Annotated in this window: 18 protein-coding genes; 4 read left to right on the forward strand and 14 right to left on the reverse strand. The window is 41.7% G+C overall.

The annotated features are described in order from the left end of the window. The first annotated feature begins 5 nt into the window (after window positions 1-5). Window positions 6-1025 carry an aldo/keto reductase gene (locus AB3N61_RS15500; RefSeq protein WP_367898026.1) on the forward strand — a complete coding sequence of 340 codons (1020 nt, stop codon included), beginning with the start codon at window positions 6-8 and terminating at the stop codon, window positions 1023-1025. On the opposite strand, the gene AB3N61_RS15505 is transcribed toward AB3N61_RS15500, so the two are convergent. From AB3N61_RS15505 to AB3N61_RS15525, 5 genes are all read right to left on the reverse strand, one after another. Continuing rightward, on the reverse strand, window positions 1026-1724 hold the full coding sequence (locus AB3N61_RS15505) for a hypothetical protein (protein ID WP_367898027.1): 699 nt from the start codon (window positions 1722-1724) through the stop codon (window positions 1026-1028). A gap of 107 nt (window positions 1725-1831) precedes the next feature. Continuing rightward, window positions 1832-2521, reverse strand: coding sequence for a potassium channel family protein (locus AB3N61_RS15510; protein ID WP_020769347.1), 690 nt, complete (start codon window positions 2519-2521; stop codon window positions 1832-1834). Between the two features lie 12 nt (window positions 2522-2533). After that, window positions 2534-4336, reverse strand: coding sequence for a TrkH family potassium uptake protein (locus AB3N61_RS15515; protein ID WP_020769232.1), 1803 nt, complete (start codon window positions 4334-4336; stop codon window positions 2534-2536). Window positions 4337-4342: 6 nt separating this feature from the next. Beyond that, complete coding sequence (locus AB3N61_RS15520; RefSeq protein WP_020769101.1) at window positions 4343-5116, reverse strand: hypothetical protein; 774 nt, start codon at window positions 5114-5116, stop codon at window positions 4343-4345. A 2-nt stretch (window positions 5117-5118) separates the two neighbouring features. Further along, on the reverse strand, window positions 5119-6444 hold the full coding sequence (locus AB3N61_RS15525; protein WP_367898028.1) for an adenosine deaminase: 1326 nt from the start codon (window positions 6442-6444) through the stop codon (window positions 5119-5121). A gap of 109 nt (window positions 6445-6553) precedes the next feature. Between AB3N61_RS15525 and AB3N61_RS15530 the strand changes: the two genes are divergently transcribed. Beyond that, a complete protein-coding gene (locus AB3N61_RS15530; RefSeq protein ID WP_367898029.1) occupies window positions 6554-7918 on the forward strand; it encodes an MATE family efflux transporter in 1365 nt (454 codons plus the stop codon). 99 nt (window positions 7919-8017) lie between these two features. Then, window positions 8018-9040, forward strand: coding sequence for a GDP-mannose 4,6-dehydratase (gmd, locus tag AB3N61_RS15535; RefSeq protein WP_020769182.1), 1023 nt, complete (start codon window positions 8018-8020; stop codon window positions 9038-9040). A 39-nt stretch (window positions 9041-9079) separates the two neighbouring features. On the opposite strand, the gene AB3N61_RS15540 is transcribed toward gmd, so the two are convergent. The 3 genes from AB3N61_RS15540 to AB3N61_RS15550 all read right to left on the reverse strand — a co-directional run bounded on the left by AB3N61_RS15540 (window position 9080) and on the right by AB3N61_RS15550 (window position 11326). Then, complete coding sequence (locus tag AB3N61_RS15540) at window positions 9080-10297, reverse strand: Crp/Fnr family transcriptional regulator (protein ID WP_020769083.1); 1218 nt, start codon at window positions 10295-10297, stop codon at window positions 9080-9082. 96 nt (window positions 10298-10393) lie between these two features. Next, on the reverse strand, window positions 10394-10981 hold the full coding sequence (locus AB3N61_RS15545) for a tetratricopeptide repeat protein (protein ID WP_367898030.1): 588 nt from the start codon (window positions 10979-10981) through the stop codon (window positions 10394-10396). Window positions 10982-11041: 60 nt separating this feature from the next. Further along, entirely contained in the window at window positions 11042-11326 is a 285-nt protein-coding gene (locus tag AB3N61_RS15550; protein WP_010513869.1) for an LIC10235 family protein, read from the reverse strand. A 478-nt stretch (window positions 11327-11804) separates the two neighbouring features. On the opposite strand from AB3N61_RS15550, the gene AB3N61_RS15555 reads away from it, so the two are divergent. Beyond that, the gene (locus AB3N61_RS15555; protein WP_367898031.1) at window positions 11805-12404 is read left to right on the forward strand and encodes a hypothetical protein; all 600 of its coding nucleotides are present in this window, start codon (window positions 11805-11807) and stop codon (window positions 12402-12404) included. Here AB3N61_RS15555 and AB3N61_RS15560 read toward each other — a convergent pair. From AB3N61_RS15560 to AB3N61_RS15585, 6 genes are all read right to left on the reverse strand, one after another. Beyond that, the gene (locus AB3N61_RS15560; protein ID WP_020769142.1) at window positions 12397-13161 is read right to left on the reverse strand and encodes a glycerophosphodiester phosphodiesterase; all 765 of its coding nucleotides are present in this window, start codon (window positions 13159-13161) and stop codon (window positions 12397-12399) included. The genes AB3N61_RS15555 and AB3N61_RS15560 overlap by 8 nt on opposite strands. Continuing rightward, complete coding sequence (locus AB3N61_RS15565; protein ID WP_367898032.1) at window positions 13161-13979, reverse strand: hypothetical protein; 819 nt, start codon at window positions 13977-13979, stop codon at window positions 13161-13163. Before AB3N61_RS15565 ends, AB3N61_RS15560 begins: the two co-directional genes overlap by 1 nt. Window positions 13980-14081: 102 nt before the next feature. Then, on the reverse strand, window positions 14082-14453 hold the full coding sequence (locus tag AB3N61_RS15570; protein WP_020769408.1) for a phasin-related domain-containing protein: 372 nt from the start codon (window positions 14451-14453) through the stop codon (window positions 14082-14084). Between the two features lie 121 nt (window positions 14454-14574). Continuing rightward, complete coding sequence (locus AB3N61_RS15575; protein ID WP_020769228.1) at window positions 14575-15333, reverse strand: PPK2 family polyphosphate kinase; 759 nt, start codon at window positions 15331-15333, stop codon at window positions 14575-14577. A 6-nt stretch (window positions 15334-15339) separates the two neighbouring features. Beyond that, complete coding sequence (locus AB3N61_RS15580; RefSeq protein ID WP_367898033.1) at window positions 15340-16359, reverse strand: DUF2804 domain-containing protein; 1020 nt, start codon at window positions 16357-16359, stop codon at window positions 15340-15342. A gap of 42 nt (window positions 16360-16401) precedes the next feature. Further along, window positions 16402-17826 carry a PLP-dependent aminotransferase family protein gene (locus AB3N61_RS15585; RefSeq protein WP_367898034.1) on the reverse strand — a complete coding sequence of 475 codons (1425 nt, stop codon included), beginning with the start codon at window positions 17824-17826 and terminating at the stop codon, window positions 16402-16404. Window positions 17827-17830: the final 4 nt, after the last annotated feature.

The raw sequence follows: 17830 nt of genomic DNA on the forward strand, positions 1-17830 counted from the left end.
TAAGAATGAAAAAAAGAAGGCTTGGAAAAACCGGTATGGTGGTTTCCGAAATTTGTATGGGCACCATGACTTTCGGTTCCACTTGTGATGAAAAGGAAGCGCATCGTATTTTGGATAAGGCCTTCGATTCAGGTATAGATTTTTATGATACTGCGGAGATCTATCCTGTTCCTCCGGAAGCGGAGTACGTTCACGCCACTGAAAAAATTTTCGGCAATTGGCTGAAGACTAAAAAGAGAGAATCTATTCTGATCGCCACCAAGGTTTGTGGACCGGGTCATGGATGGTTTACTCCTCCTGTGAGAGAAGGTAAGACCGCATTAGATCGCAGAAATATCAAAGTTGCGATCGAAGGTAGTCTAAAAAGACTCGGAACCGATTATATAGATTTATACCAAACTCATTGGCCGGATCATGATTTCGGATACGAAGAAACCTTGGAAGCTTTGACCGAATTGATAGACGAAGGCAAAGTCAGATATATAGGAAGTAGCAACGAAACCGCCTGGGGAACCATGAAAAGCCTGGAAGTTTCCCGCACGAATAAAATTGCAAGGTACGAATCCATCCAAAATAATTTCAGCATTCTGAACAGAAGGTTCGAAGATGCTCTTTCCGATATTTGTAGAAGAGAGCAGATCAGCCTTCTTCCTTACTCTCCTTTAGCAGGAGGTGTTCTGACAGGAAAATACAACGGACCTACTCCACCCGAAAACGCAAGATTTACGCGTTATGCAAAACTTCCTACGGAAAGACAAAGAAGAATGGCGAATCGTTTTTTGAACGAAGGCACACTTGCTTCTACAAAAGATCTGATGGAAATCGCAAAGGAGGCAGGGATCAGCGTGACCACTCTTTCGGTTGCTTGGTCCAAACAACACGATTACGTGGCTTCTACCATTATCGGGGCCAACACTGTAGAACAATTGGAAGAAAGTTTAAAGGCCGCAAATTTGATCCTATCGGATGATATTTTAAAAAAGATAGACGAGGTCTCTAAAAAGATCCCTTATCCGATGGGATAATCAATCGCCTCTCCAAACTTCCTCTTCGGAGATGACTTCATGCTTTTCTCCGGCGAAATTAGGAAATGATTTAAAAAAACCTGTGATCAGATAAGGGATCACATCGAACATCGGCCCGGACCTACCTTCTCCTTCCACGTTTGCTTTTAAAAGTACGCTGGAAGGAAGTCCTCTATAACGTTTTCCGTCATAGATCACTATTTTAAAGATCACATCGTAAAAGTTTTCATAATAAGGGCTGGAACCTGAAATCCGAGAATTGCCGAAATTTCCCATAAATGCAAAAGGGGAATATCCTCCAGCACTCCCTAAAATAGGCACTGCGGCTAATCGGCTGGAAGTTCCGCCGTAAGAGTGGTATCTCATCCCTCTGGCGCTAGTCCATCCACCGAAGGCGCCCAGATCCGCTTTATGATCGATCACACTTCCTCTCGGAAAAATTAATATATCATAATGTACTAATTGGTCCGCTCTGGAAATATCCACTTCCCTATAACCCTTCTCCGCAAATTTTTCACGGATCAAGTCTTCGTTCTCGCGGATCAGAATAGGCGGCGCTTGGCCTAAAAACGGAAGAAACGCGTAGGTTTTTTCGTAGTAGCGGATATGATCTGATCTTTCCACCTCTACCTGGAATTTTACCTGGAGAGGAGAACAAAAATTGAATCCTAATAATAGCAAGAGGACCAGAACTCTCATAACATTATTTCGACCGGATCGAATTGGATTTTACTCCCAAATCGAATCGTTTTCATTTAAAATTCGGTAGTTTAGTTTGAAAATTTCAAAAGGACCTACAAACCTACCTAACGAATTCCGATCATTTGTTCCAGATCTTCCGTTTTTCCGAACAGCACTAGTATATCCCCTTCAGCCAATACAAGATTAGGAGAAGGAATACCTAAAACTTCTTCGTCTTTTCGGTCAGATTTTCTTCTGGTATTTTTAGGTCTTTTGACTGTGATCAGATTTAAGTTCCAATCTTCTCTGAGTTTGGCTCCTTGTACCGTTTTACCTTGCATATGTTTCGGGACCATGGCTTCCAAAATCCTATAATCTTGTCCAAGCAAGGTGACACCTTTTACACTGCTATTAGCAAGTTGTTCCGCCATAGAATGAGCCGCTTGTTCTTCCGGGTTGAATAAGTTCTCAATTCCTAACATTTGCAAAACTCTTTTATTCAGATCGGACTGATAACGGGCGAATATATTGATAGCTCCTATTTTTTTTAAAGCATCCGCTGTCACGATCAGATTTTCGAAATTATCCCCGATTGCCAATACGACAGCGTCCATTTCGTCCAAACCGTGTTCTTTCAATTCGGATTCGTCCGTGGAATCGATCGCTACACAGTAAGTCGAAAATTCTCTAATACGATCTATCTTGTTTTTATCCTGATCGACTGCGGTGACTTCTTGCCCGTCTTCGTATAATCTTTTTACGAGTTCGATCCCGAAATCTCCGAGGCCTATGACTGCGATCCTTTTCTTTCTCATTCGAACCTTCCTTTAACCGACCACGACATATTCTTCCGGATACCAATATCTTCTGGGTTTCCGTTTCGGAACAAAAGCCAATAATACGGTTAGCACTCCAACCCTTCCCACAAACATTACAAAACACAAAATTAGTTTTCCGGGATCCTCTAACTGAGAAGTGACCCCTCTAGAAAGACCGGTGGTCCCGTAAGCGGAAACTACTTCGAAACAAATATCTAGAAATGGTAAAGGTTTCTCGAAACAGACCAAAAAAAAGATACCTAAGAATATTATAAACATAGAAAGTACGATTGCAACGGAGGCTCTGGAAAGAGAATTTTCCGCGACGGTTCTTCCGAAAACATCCACTCTTTCCTTTCCGGTAAAAAATTGATAAAACTGTAAAACGGCAAGCGCCAATGTGGAAGTTTTGATCCCACCTCCTGTAGAATTTGGGGAAGCGCCCACCCACATCAGAAATAGGCTCACGAACACCATAGGTATTCCCATGGAGGAGATGTCCAAAGTATTAAATCCTGCAGTCCTTGCGGTAACCGAATAGAATAAAGAATGGAATGCCTGGTCGTACCAATATAAGTCCTTCAAACTGTAATTTTTTTCCAATACCCAGTAGGAAATCCAGCCAAAGAGTAATAGAATGACGGTCGTAATAAGGATAAGTTTAGAGCCCAAAGAAAAACGATGTCTAAAAGATTCTCCATCGAATCTGATTTTTTTCAAGAGTTGATTTACCGTGGGAAATCCTAAGCCTCCGAATACGATCAGGACCATTAATACGGAAAGTAATGAATAAGACCCCTTCAAATGGGGGTCCGCTAGTCCTTTAGGAAAAAGTGCAAACCCTGCATTACAAAATCCTGTTATAGAATGAAATACGGACTGAAAGATAAGTTCTCTTTGTGAAAATCCCAACTCTTTAGGAAATGTTAAATATAAAAAAACGGAACCTACCCCTTCTATCGCAAATGTCTGGTAAGCAACCTGTTTTAAGATGGAACCCGCTCTTCCAATGGTTTCTTGGCTAAATAGATCCTTAACGATCAGTTTTTCCGTAACGGAAACTTGTCCTTCTAAGACCAATGCGAAGAATACGGTCAAAGTCATCAGTCCCAAACCGCCTAACTGCACAAGCACCATCAAGATCACCTGTCCGGTCCCGGTCAGATCCTGAGAAACATCTATCGTACTAAGACCTGTGACACAAACCGCACTCACCGCAGTGAAAAAAAGATCCACTAATGGGATCGGTCTTGCTTCTGCTCTAGGAAGGCATAAGGCAGCGGTTCCTAAAAAGATCAAGATCGCAAAACTTGCTGTCATTACCAAGGAAGGAGAAATTTTTCCGAGAGAAAGTCTAGCTCTTCGTAAAAAGTGCGCAAACCCTCCGAATGCCAAAGTCAATTGGCTTAAGGATAAGAACAAGAGTACGACTTCTTCCGTTCTTTGTTGAGAAAGAATCGATTCAATCTTTTCCTCGAAGAAGAACTGTAAGATCACTATTAGGACAACAAAGGCCTCTATTTTATGAAACTTTAAATAATCGCGATACGGAGTTAACGTGAATATAAAACTCAAAAATTCATAGATTACCAAATACCAAACGATAGTTAGCGTAACTAAACGAAGTGGATGGACCCATTCAGGCGGATAATAAAATCCGTATAAAAAGATCAGTATAAAAAGAGAAATAATCCCTAAGACCCCGAATATAAACCGTAAGAAAGGTTTGATATTCTCTTCAAAAAAGAGCGAGACCCTTTCCCATTCGGAAACTATTCTTGTCCGTACATCGGGGTCTAAAAGAGGATTCATATTTTATCAGAAACGAGTGCTAAAAAATTCGAATTCCATTCTGTATTCCATATTTCTGGAATACAATCCGTATCCTGGGATCGTTTTAGGATGGATCGTTTCGGAAAGTTTATCCGGTACAGTCGGATTCGGAGTCGGGCTTTGCGGTTGGTTTTCCAATTTCATACGATCATAATCCCTTAGATCCAACCAAGCATTTGCCAATGCAAGAGTGGAAGCCACACCGAATACGATCCATCCTCCCTCGAATGTTTTTTGATACCCCGGATCTACGGCGGATAACGCACCATACGCTACACCGGCGGCGATCGGAAGTGTCATAAAAAATATGATCGAAAAACGACGAAGCCTGGATTCGGTATAAGGTTGAGGATCGTTCCCGAATTCTTCTAATTTTCTTTTGCGATCTCTTGCCTGCTCTTGTTGTCGTTGCAAAGCCTCGGTATTCACTTCTCCAGTGACCGGATTAAAGAGACCTTCGTCATTTCTACCTTGGACCGGGTTCGTAGTCCTTCTGGTACCTTGGCTCCCCGAAGAAATGGGCAAACCAGTTTGGAAAGGAACTTGCACATTTCTTGGATTTACCAAAGTAGGTTTATCCATTTTAGGAGGAAGAGAATATTCCCTAAATCCATCAGGAGATTTTTCATCCTTATAATTTCTTAAATTATAATCGTACGGATCCGAAAAATCGCTTTGGTTCTGAGCGAATATCGGAAAAGAAAACGCTAAGATAATACAAAGAGCAGCTAACTTGTTTAATAAAGAATAAGATCTCATCTTTAGAGCACTGCTCCCTGTTCGGATCTCATCCTTCCGGAAAGGACTTCGGATGTATATTGAAAAGAATTCTTTCTAACCTTTTCCAAAAGTCCGGAGTCCAATCCTAAACGTTCCGCCTTATCATATTCCTCTTTAATATTGGTCCCGAAAATCCCGGGATCGTCGGTAGAGATGGTAAATTTCAGATCGTTCTGAGCGAATCTGATTAACGGATGATGAGCCTTATCTCGTACCATTCCGATATACTCATTGGAACTAGGGCATGACTCGATGACCGCGTTTGTATTTTTGATCCGATCCATACAATACTCTTGAAAAACCTTTGTTTCAGAGACCAGGTTTTCAGTAACGGAAATTTCCACCTTCTCCTTATGTCGGATCGAATCCAATTCGGATTCCAACTTTTTTTTGGGTGGTAATTCTCCGTATTTGGAAATTTCTTCCCAATGATCCAATTGGAATTTGAGTGTGTCTTCTCTTTCGGACACCGGTTCTAAAACTTTTTTACCAAGATATGCATAGGGATCCAAACCGATTGCGATTGCATGCCCTAGTCTATGTGCCCCCCATTCAGCCGTTTCTACAACCCATCGAGACGCGGAAAGGAGAGTTTTATCCAAGAAAGATTCCCCTACATGATAAAGAACCGCAAGTGCTGTAGAAGTTTCCGCAATATTATCTTTTTGCACTTCTTTCAAAAATTCCCTTTTCCCTTTCGGGGGAAAACCTTCTTCAATATAACAAAAATCTAATCCGACTAGATACTTTTTGATGAGGGCGTCTTTCTCCATCATCTCTTTTAGTATTTCGTATTCTTTGAATATTTCTCCGTCCCTGTGCAAGGAAACTACTAAGCGGGATTTAGCCTTCCCTGAAAGTTCGGACTCCGCATCTTCAAAACCTTCGCAGGCAGCTAACGTTTTAGAATAAATTCCTTCATAGGTTTCGAGCGGGGAATACATGATACGATATTCTCCAAAAGTTACTCCTTCTTCGTATTGGTCCTTGCTTATATGTTTGGATACAAATTTGATCTCTTGAGGATCAAATTTAGAAAGTGCAATGATCAGGTTAAACTTTGCCTGGAATTCGGGAAAAGGACCTTGGTGATTGAATAAGTAGATCTTTTTAAAATCTTCCAAAGATTTATAATCTTCGAAGAATGTCGCAGCGTTAATGGACCTACCGTAAAGTTCCTGGAAAGGTTTCGTAAAAATTTCCCAACGAGGGGAAGGATTATTCAATCCGATCTGCCTAAGAAGTTCAGGTTTCAGACTACCGTATAAATGATTATGAAGATCTGCAAATCCTAGATTCGAGTCCATGTATCCTTCTACACTTTTAAGTCATCCTAACTCTATCGTTACCGGGATAAACCGTTTTTCATCGAAAAAATGTTGTTCGCACAACCCTCCTTTCAAAGCTGGAAACTACTTGGATCCTTTATATAAAAAAATTCTCAGACTCTATCGCCCAAGCAGATTAAACGTTAAAATCCTTTCCTTAGCGTTACCGGTTGTTTTCGGAATGCTTAGCCAATCCTTAGTTTGGATCACGGATACGGTTATGGTCGGATACTTAGGCCAAAATGCGATCGCGGCCATAGGCATAGGCGGGACCTGTTATTATACTCTTGTTGCATTCCTAATCGGATTTTCCATGGGAGTGCAGATCATAGTCGCAAGAAGATTTGGAGAAGGTAAAAAATCCGAAATCGGAAAAGTAGGAGTTTCTACACTTTATCTTTCCGTATTTTTAGGATGTATCCTATCCATATCCGGCCCTTGGGTTTCAGAAGAGCTTATGTTTTGGATCGGTCCAGAAAGAACGGTCAACGCGCTCGGAACGGAATATTTATACTTTAGATTTATAGGCAGCGGATTTTATTTTTTAGGATTCTGTTTTAGAGGATTTATGGACGGCCTTGGATTTACCAAGGCAGGATTTGTTTCGATGGCGGTAACTACTATCGCAAACATAATCTTTAATTGGATGCTGATCTACGGAAACCTAGGATTTTCTCCGATGGGGATCGGAGGAGCAGGCCTTGCATCTTCCATCGCTGGCCTAGCCGGGCTCTTAGTATTCCCTATATTCTTTTTTTATTATAAATTAGGAGAATATTTCGAAGGAGTAAACCTTCTCCCCAGCAAAGAACATTTGATCGAAATTTTCAAAGTAGGGCTCCCTCCCGGCTTTGAAGAAGGATTTGTCAATATTGCATTTGTGATCTTCTCCAAGATCCAAGGATTGATCTCGGTACTTGCGGTCGCAGCATCCAATGTTTTGTTTTCTACCTTAAGTTTTGCATTTTTACCCGGATACGCATTCGGAGTAGCCGCGACCACGATCTTAGGGCAAGCCATGGGAGCCAAAAAATATAAACTAGCATATCATTCGGCATTTCGTTCCGCATTTATTTCCGCGCATGTAATGGGATTCATCGGTTTATGTTTTATCTTCTTAGGAAAAACGATCGTGTATGCGATGACCAGGGACCAAGCCCTGGTGGAAGAATGTTATCCTGTGTTACTATTATTAGGAATTATTCAGATCGGAGACGCTTACCACATGGTTATCGGTGCCGCTTTAAGAGGAGCCGGTCTACAGAACTATGTCTTTAGGATCTATATTCTTCTTACGTATGTAGTAATGCTTCCACTGTCTTATCTTTTCGGGATCGTATGGAAAGGCGGAACTCTTGGGATCTGGGCCGCAATATTCGTTTGGATCGCATCACTTTCCCTGATTTTTATATATGAATTCAGAAAGAAAAATTGGGTAAAAGGGACGGTTTAAACCCCTTGTTGGAAGTCCCACAAAAGGTGGAATTTGAGACCGGTTCGGTAATCTAATCCTTCTTGCCCCAATAACAAAGCCGGGGTTTTTGGTTCCAGAATGAAAAAGGCGCTTATTACAGGGATTACTGGACAGGACGGATCCTATCTTACCGAACTTCTTTTGGAAAAAAAATACGAAGTACACGGGATCGTTCGCAGAACCAGTTCCTTAAATCGGGATCGGATCGAACATCTAAGAGGAAATCCTCACCTTTTTCTGCATTACGGGGACTTAACCGATTCCAGTAACCTAAACCGGGTCCTAGAAAAAGTCCAACCGGATGAAATTTATAACTTAGCCGCACAATCTCATGTGGGAGTTTCTTTCGAAGTCCCCGAGTACACAGCGGAAGTGGACGCAGTCGGAACTTTACGAATTTTAGATGCGATCAAACAAACAGGAGTCAAATCCAGATTCTACCAAGCTTCTACTTCCGAATTGTACGGAAAAGTGCAGGCCGTTCCTCAGGACGAAAAAACTCCCTTCTATCCTAGATCTCCTTACGCAGTCGCAAAATTATACGCATTCTGGGCGGTAGTAAACTATAGAGAAGCATTCGGATTACATGCTTCTAACGGAATTTTATTCAATCATGAATCTCCAAGAAGGGGAGAAGGTTTTGTAACCAGAAAGATCACTCTCGGAGTCGCGGGCCTGGTTTCCGGAAAAGGTGGGCCGATCCATTTAGGGAACCTGGACGCAAAACGAGACTGGGGATATGCACCTGATTACGTAAATATGATGTGGATGATGTTACAACAATCAGAGCCGGACGATTACGTTGTGGCCACCAACGAAACTCATACCGTCAGAGAATTTATAGAAGAATCCTTCCGACATCTGGACATTCAAGTAGAATGGAAAGGAAAGGGAGACCAAGAGAAGGGTTATAATAAGAAAGACGGAAAACTTTTAATCGAAGTAGATCCTTCTTTTTACAGACCGACCGAAGTGGATCTTCTGATAGGAGATCCTGCAAAAGCAAAAGCAAAACTAGGTTGGGAACCTAAGGTCAAGTTCAAAGAACTAGTAGAGATTATGATTAAAGCTGACTGTAAAGCTTTCGGGATCAATATCTAAGGACCGCTTTGCGTAAGCGAGCCTCTCAATATGGGCACTTTAAGCACGTTTTTTGATCTTAGCGTCTATCTGGGATTTTTTCCGGAACGCTTGTACTAATTTTTCCAATTCTACAAGATCCGTGCAGGAAATTTTCCCCTGATCTAATTTGATAAATTTGTTTTTGGAGATCAGATCCAGAACCAAGTTCTCGTCCTTTGGATACGTCAATCCCACCATCTTGATCAAGTCTTTAGTACCGATCTCGAAATTGTAGGTGGATTTAGGAATAACTTTGACCCTATTTTTCTCCACAAGAGTGAGTAACGTATCGGCGATCCTTCCCTGAGGATCGGAAATAAGCAAGTTAGCGAGCTGTTTATATGCAGTCCAAATCCTTTCCGAAAGAAGAGTGATTAGCCTTGTCGCCAATTGAGGCTGAGCCTTGACCATTCCCTCGAAGTTTGCCTTATTGATCGCAAGGAGTTGCACTTCACCCCAGGCAATCGCCGACGCGGATCTAGGTTTATTATCTAAAAGTGCCATTTCTCCGAAGATATCCCCGCTTTGTAAAACTGCGAGAAGCACTTCGTTAGAGTCTACGATCTTAGTGATCTTCACTCTTCCGTGCTGGATGATATACAATTCTCTACCAGGCTCATGCTCGCAAAAGATCATTTCGTTATCGCCGTACGCACGATTGAACTTGGTATAATCTATCGGAGAAGGAGCAACCGGTTGATTAACGGTCTGTAATTTCAATTTTGCCTGAGTGGCAAACTGACCGTTAGGAAGATATTGCAGATATTTTTGGAATGCGTATGCGGCATGAAGAGTGTTCTTCTGGTTAAAGTAATACTCACCGATCGCAAACAACTGATTCGGGTCTTCTTCAATTGCAGTACGGAAAGACAGACGAGTGATCGTAGAGTCGAACTGTCTGAGTTTCATCGAAAAGTAGCGAATGATCTTCATCGCTACCGGAGTATTTTTTTGGATCAGAGTTCCAAACTGATCATAACTTACCTGAATTAAAGAAACATCGGTAAGAGCTATCGCAGATTCGATCTGAGCGTGTTGGCTCATCGCAGCGACAACACCGAAAAAATCCCCCGGGCCCAAAAGTTGGTTCGGATCCTCTCCTACTACTTGGTTTTCGCGGGCGACCCTGACCTTGCCTTGTCGGATGATAAAGAAATTGTGTGCCTCTTTCTTGCCTTCGACGATGACATAGGACCCTTTCGGGTAATTCACGATTTGAAAGAAGCCGTTGGACATACTTACCAGAGATTAAAAATTTCTTCCGTGGGAATTCAACTATAAACTAGTATCGGCTCGCGATCGGAGAATTCGGACCGAAATCCGAGTATTTCCTTATTTTTCGCGACAAGATTCCCCTTCCGGAGAAGGTTCTTCCCCATCCGAAAGTAGATCGATGCCGGAGAATTCCAGGGCGGCTTTTTCTGCCATGGCTCTGGAGTAAGATTGTCTGCAAATAGAGGAGAAAATCTGCTTCGCCTGGTCGATTTCTCCCATCTTGGCCAGGAGGCGCCCGGCTTCCAAGTAGGATTCTAATCCGAATTCTCCAGTCGGTTCCATTTTATAAAGATCCAGACTGACTTCTAAAGCTTTCTCCGGGCGATCCAATTTCAGAAAACAATCTTTCAGAAGGTTAAGTACCCTGTTTTTTTTAGGATTCCCTGGATAAAGTACCAGGAAGTTACGAAGACTTTCAGCCGACTTGTAAAATCGACGGTCCTTATAGGCTTCTTCGGCGATCCTAAACAGAATATCCGGATCGGATGGCCCTTGTTTGGAAGGATTTTCCCCTTGGCCGAATGTGGAGAAGGAGACTGAAAAAAGTATAAGGAAAAAGATTAGGATTCGGGAGAGGCGAAACGTTCTGAAAGCATTGTTCGAAAAAGGAAAACGTATGCTCTTAAAATAAAATCCGGAAAACAAGAGTACCTACCAGAGCAAAAGCTCTTTATAGATTATCAGCCGTTTTCCGGATTTTATGAACTACTTTTTTTTATCTATTTTCTTCCGGTGGAATTCGCAGAGGCGATACAACCTGCCAGTAGACGGATTTTTTTTACCTACTTTAGTGCCGCAGACGATACAAAGACCTTCTTTCCTTCTCCTTTGGTAAAGGAGCTGAACCCTCTCCGCCCCAGACAGGTTGTATTTACTAACCTGAATCCGAAATCCTTTGTAGAGGTAATTACCGATCGCTTCAACAGCTTGAGTTTTTACCCCGGCGATGATCTTTTCCAAATCATCGTTAGTGACTTTCTTTGGTTTCATAAATGTTAACTGACGTAACAACAGTTATATTCTTACAAAAGTAGTAAAGTGTTTTTAATTTTCCGCATAACACAACATAAAATTTTTTGACAAAACTCGTATTAGGTTGCTGTTTTTTTAATAAATTTCTTCGTCCGGGGATGACCCTGTTTCGGCTAACGATTAACCATTCAAATAACGGATTATTCCGGACACGTCAACGTTAAGTCGTTTTACATCAATTCTCAATAAATATGGAAATTTATTTCCATGGCTCTGACATATAACGGAGGGAGCGTCGGACGATTATAGCAAAATAATAAGATTTAATCTAACGACAATAAGCCTAACCTTAAGGGATAGGGAGTCGATGATTGTTTCTTCCTAAAAAAATCGTTACTTGAAGGCTTGAACGCCAAAATTGCATTTTTATCGATGGATTTTTTTCGGAAAATAAGTCATATTAAAAGGCAGATCAGTTTTCGATTTTAGAATTTTTATGAAAACAACTGTTTACTTACTATTAGCCCTTTTGGCGCTTTTTCAATTCTCTTCTTGTTCCAAATCACCTCAAGAAAAAGTAAGAACGATACTTTCCGACGCGCAATTAAACGAAGAAGAAAAGATCAAAATGGCAGCATTCGCTTTATTCGGTGAAAGATTAAAAGAAATCGATCTCATCAAAACCCAAGACGATAAGGGCACTAAATATGAGGTGTACTTAGGATTCGGAGGAACTTCTGCACTTACATTTCTAGGTTCCGAAAAATACTCAGATCATATGAAATTGGAATTGGCTTTAGGTACTTATAAATTCCTGCAATCTTTGCAGGGTTTTCGTTTCGGAAAATATAGAATGAGCCTGATCAAACCCTTTTTCATTAAGAACGGAGAAGCAAGAGGTGCAGAAGAATTCGAGATCTATAGATTCAGAGCGGAAGGAGAAGATCTGAAAAATATAGAAGGATTTCAAGAAACCGACGCATTCTCCTCCGATAATTACGATGTTCCTTCCGAACAGGTAGTATCTGTCCTAAAAAATATGATAGATCATTGGCAAGTAGAACTGGACCAATTTGCCAGAGTAGAGATCAAGTAAGAAGAGATCTCATTCTTTTCGGATAATTCGTAAAGATCCCGTCCACGCCCAGATCTATTCCGAACTTCAATTCTTCTTCCGTATTCAAAGTATAAACTAAGACGTTAAAACCTTCCTTTTGGATCTTGGAAACAGTTTCCTTGTCCAGACCCTTTGCGGAAAGATTCAAACTGAAAACGTTCAATCTAAAACCTAGATCTAAAGCTTCCATCCAAGAAGAAGTTTCTTCTCCGATCAAGATCCCAAGTTTTGCTTCTACGGACAATTCCCTGAGTCTCACCAAAGAGTCCCAGCAGAAAGAAGAGAATAACGTTTTATGGAAAAGAGAATTTTTTTTCGTATAGTCGATCAGTTCCTGTTCGATCGGAATTTCGATCGGGATCTCTTCGTAGGCGCAGGATTTGATCTCCACATTCAGGCCTATATTTTTGGATTTTAAAAAATCCCAGACCTCCCAAAGTTCCGGCACCTTCTCCCCTTTAAATTTTGGATCTTTCCATACGCCCGCATCCGCTTTACGGATCAAATCGAAAGGAAGAAGTTTTACTTCTCCTTTTTGATCGGTGGTTCTATCCAGGGTATCGTCGTGAATGACTACTATTTTTCCATCAGCAGAATGGATGATGTCCAATTCTATCCAATCGGCCCCCAGTTCACAGGCGCTTTGGAAGGAGATCATAGTGTTTTCGGGATATTCTCCGCTGTCTCCTCTATGCGCGATTACCCAAGGTTTAGGAAGAAGAAATGGATCCGTCATTAGAAGGCCCACCCGACAAAAAGATTCAAACCGAAGCTGGAGCCGGGCAATCTTTCTCCATTCTGATATGCATACTTTCTGTATAAAAGATCCCCCATACTTGCGGTCCTATCCGAATAATAAAGATCGGAAACGGAGAATGAATTATGATAAGGAGAATACCAGCTCCATACACCTTCCCAACCGAAAAAAAGACCGGAAGAAGTTTGGAATCTGAATCCGACTCCGAAACCGGCATAGTTTCTTGGTCCGGAACTATAAGAATCTTTTTCGAAACGATACGTATTTCCGGCGGATTCCCAATAAAGAACCGTTTGGGTTTCTTGGAAATGTTCTCTTCCCAACCAAAGGGAAACGAAAAAAGGAGAATCTGCTATGAACCTTTGGACGAAGAATGCTCCTCCCCAATACTTTTCCTCATAATTTCTCAACCTACCGTAAAAATCATGAGGCGGAAGAAAATAAGAATAAGCGGTATCATTATCAAAACGATTCACATAAGAGTTAGTATATCCGTTGAGTCCGATTGCCCATTGTGAATCCAACATTCTGGCAAACTGCAAAGAATAATACCTATCGAATCTTCCTAACGCGAACCCTCCGATCTGGTTCTTGAATTTTTCCCTAAGTTCCGGCTGGCTTGGTCCAGTCGGAGTTTTTTCAGGAGGAAGTTCATTCAAAGGACTAGGCTTTTGCTCAATATTTTTATCCGGAGAAGGTTCCGTTGTTTGGGGCCAAACTTGGAAAGATAGGATCATTAGTAGGAGAACGGATAATTTAGGAAAAAACGCTGAGGCGGATTTTGGACGGGAGAACATCCCTAGCAAAAACACCCGAAAAAAGAAAATGTCAAGCAGTGGAAAATAAGAGGTGGGAAGAAATTAGCAGGCGAGGTTTCCCTTCGCCCGCTCGGTCGGAAATTAAGCTTTTCCCTTTGCAGTAGCTTTGATTGTCTCAGCCACTTCGGTTAATTTCGCTTTAACAGCTTCTAATTGTCCTTCCGGAACGCGTTTTTTGATCTCTTCGGAGATTTGATTGTACTTCTCAACGATCTTGCCACGAGTTTCCTCGTAGTTTTTACCGGCAACAGTGGAAACTTCTTTGATTTCGTTCAAAAGTTTATCCACAGATTCGCGAATTTTTACGGAAGTTTCAGAATTGTCTGCAGCACCTTTCGCTACTAATTCTCCGTAGGTTTTTTCCAAATCTACTTTCGCTTTGTCTAGTCCTTCTTGTCCAGATTTCAAAAGTCCGATTCCGGCGTTAAGAATGTCCAACAGTTGTTTTTCCATTTTTCTCTCCTTTTTTCGCCGCATTTTTAGTGCAGCGCACAAACCATTCATATTGCACCGCACCACAACGGTCAACCTCTAATTTATGAAAAATTTGAAAAAATGAAAAAAGAAAACTAGGCTAAATCCCGCCTGGTAGGACTTCCAACTTAGGATATTTGAGATCCATATCTTCCAATTCCTTGCGGACGGACTTAGCGATCAAATAATCCCGGCACCATTTTTTGTTCGAAGGAACGATTACCCAAGGAAAACGATCCTTTGAATGGGAAAATATCCACTCATACGCGCTCAGATACTTCTTAAAATTTTTACGAGCTTCGAGATCGCTTGGATCGAATTTCCAATTCTTTTCCGGATTGGATAACCTTTCTTCTATTCTTTTGGTCTGCTCCTCTTGGGAAATATGTAGGAAAAATTTCAGGATATGAGTATGATTTTCCTTTGATACAAATTCCTCGAAAGAATCTATAAATCCTAATCTGTCCTTCAGCCTATCTTTGGATAAACTTTCAGAAACGTACGGAACCAGAATATCCTCGTAATGAGATCGATTGAAGATCTGGATCCAACCTTTCCCGGGAAGTTCTTTATGGATTCTCCAGAGAAAGTCGCGACTTAATTCCTCGGACGTAGGAGCTTTCCAAGCCTTGCAGGTACAACCCAACGGATTTAAAGCAGAGAAAAGTTTTTTAACAGTCCCGTCTTTTCCGGATGCATCTACTCCCTGAAGAATGATTAGTAATGATTTCTTTTTACTAGCAAAAAGACGGATCTGAAGTTCTTCTATTCTTTCCAATTCCTTAAGGCGAAGTTCTTCCGCTTTTTCTCTGGAAAGATCTTCGTTCGGTTCCGTGGAATATTCGGAAAGTTGGATCATTCTAACCTACCAACGAGCGATATGATCTTCCGCCCATCCTTGACCGTTTTCAATCCTAAATTCACTTTTGCCGATCCGGAAAACGCCGTCAAAACTTCCGATCATTTGATTCACCTTCGAAGAAATTAAACCCATATTGGAGTAGGCCTTTCGATGGAAGTCGGGAGTGAATACAAGCTCGACCGCTTTACTTTCCTTGGAATAGATCATCCAAGGTTTTTTAGGATCTTTTTTATCGAATTCAAAAGCGATCACGGAAGGAATTTTATAAATCCTACCATTGATCAAAAGAGCATTCTCGGTAGTCCCTGTTCCGTCGGTCCAACCCCCGCCCAAATTCATTCCATACACTTCGCTGCCACCGGGACGATACGACATGGATGCCCAATTCCATTTGCTGAAATATGGCCAAACACCTCTTCCATAATCCAAAACACCGAAAGAGGTTTTAGGTTGGAATTCATAAGATTTAGAAGCAGTCGTAACTTTCCCCTTTGCCCCCAATCCGAATAATTTATGAGTGAATTGAAAACGATTTCTATTCCAAGGAACCACAACGTTCAGACTTTCCCATTGATTCGGAACTTCTAATGTAATATCCGCTTGGATGGCCTTGCGGGTTCCCATTAGGAAGTCGACTTTGATCCGGTAATTTCCATCTTCGTCCATTTGGAAATCCAGAAATCCTTCCTTACCTTCGTAACGAGCGCTGCTGGAAACGGTTTGCCCTAATAGAGTACCTTTTCCGAAAGGAGTGATGACAGTGGACTCTTGGAACTCGCCGGTCTTTCTATCCAACCAATAACAAAAGATCACGCCTGCGTAATCGATATCCGAAACAGTAAAAGAAGCCAAAAAATTTTGATCGTAAAAACACCAGTAATTCCATTTTTTCTTACGGAGCCAGTGGCCTTTTACATTACATCTATGTAAGGGAGTTTTGGACCAGCCGATCGCATTCCGATTCACTTTACCGGAAGGGTCGCATAAAATGGTAGGTTGTTGGATTTCTGTTTCTAAGTTCATGCTCGCAATGGACAATACCTTGGGCCTGTACGGACCCACAATCTAAATTTCTTTTGCAATTTTTCCGAGAGTCTGGATGGCAGAGATCACCTTTGGTCCCATGAGAACTCCTGCATTAATCCTAAAATTGTTCACATACTTACCGGAAAGAGAGAAAAGATTTCCGGGAACCAAACTGATCTTCTTTTTAGCGGCTTGGAATCTGAGGACTCTGGAATCTTTTCCTTTCGGAAGTTCTATCCAGAGAAGAAAGCCGCCTTGTGGAATGGCAACTTTGGTCCCCTTCGGAAAATATTCCAAAAAAGAATCCGCATACGAAAGCACCAAACCTCCCAACTTTCGTCTAAATTCCCTCAAATGTCTTTCATGAGCTAGAGATCCCATAAAATAAGAAGCGGCAAGCTGGGGAATTGCCGGTAAAGAGATCGCCTCCGCTAAACGAAGATGTCTAACATTTTCCACTTTAGTCGGATCACTGATCATCCAACCGATCCTAAGCCCGGGATTCACGGATTTAGAAAGAGAAGAAACCTGGGTCACAATTCCTTCCGTATCCAAAGATAAAAGAGAAGAAGGACGGATGCCGCCGTTATGCTGCAAGTCCCCGTAAATATCGTCCTCCAGAATTTTCACACCGTACTCGGAGGAAATTTTCAGAAGTTCTTTTTTGGATCCCAATGGCATAAGACTTCCGGTGGGATTCGAAAAGGTAGGAATGGTGATCAAAAACTTAGGAGATTCTTTCTTTATAACGGAAATATAAGATTGAAGATCCAAACCCGTAACGGGATCGGTTGGTATCTCGATCGCCTTTAGTTTTAAATCGGAAAGAATTTGATATAAAACAAAATGAAGTGGGCTCTCTACTGCAACCTTATCACCCGGTTTGGTGGAAAGGCTCAAAGCCAAAAACGCCGCTTCCGAACAACCTAAGGTGATAAACACTTCCTCGGGACGGATCCTTCTTTCTCTACCGGAAGAACGGATTGCGATCTTTTTTCTGAGTTCCAAAATACCGGCTGCATCCGAATATTTATAAACCTGAGAGTCCTTTAAGGATTTCTTATATGCTTTCTGCAAGGAAGAGTACGGCAAAAATTGAGGATCCGGGACCGCTGCCCCGAAAGGAATGAAGCCGGGATCCGCAAGTTCCGACATCAAAGAACTTACCTCTTCCGGAACCGACGGATTCGGAACTCTTACAGGTTTTTCTAATTTATATTTAGGATAAAATTCCGGTCGCGGAAGAACGAAATAACCGGACCTCTCTCTACCGCTGATAAGGCCTCTTTCCTGAAGAATGCCGAAAGCTTCCACGGCAGTAGAAAGATTACATTCTTCGAATAAACAGATCTTTCGTAGAGAAGGTAATTTGGAACCGGGAGGGAATTCTCCAGATTCTATCCTACGTATCAAAGAATTTGCGATCTTAGAATATTTAGTAATAGCTCGATCTGTATCGGTCATAAAA

Source organism: Leptospira sp. WS58.C1, assembly GCF_040833995.1.
GTDB classification, from domain to species: domain Bacteria; phylum Spirochaetota; class Leptospiria; order Leptospirales; family Leptospiraceae; genus Leptospira_B; species Leptospira_B cinconiae.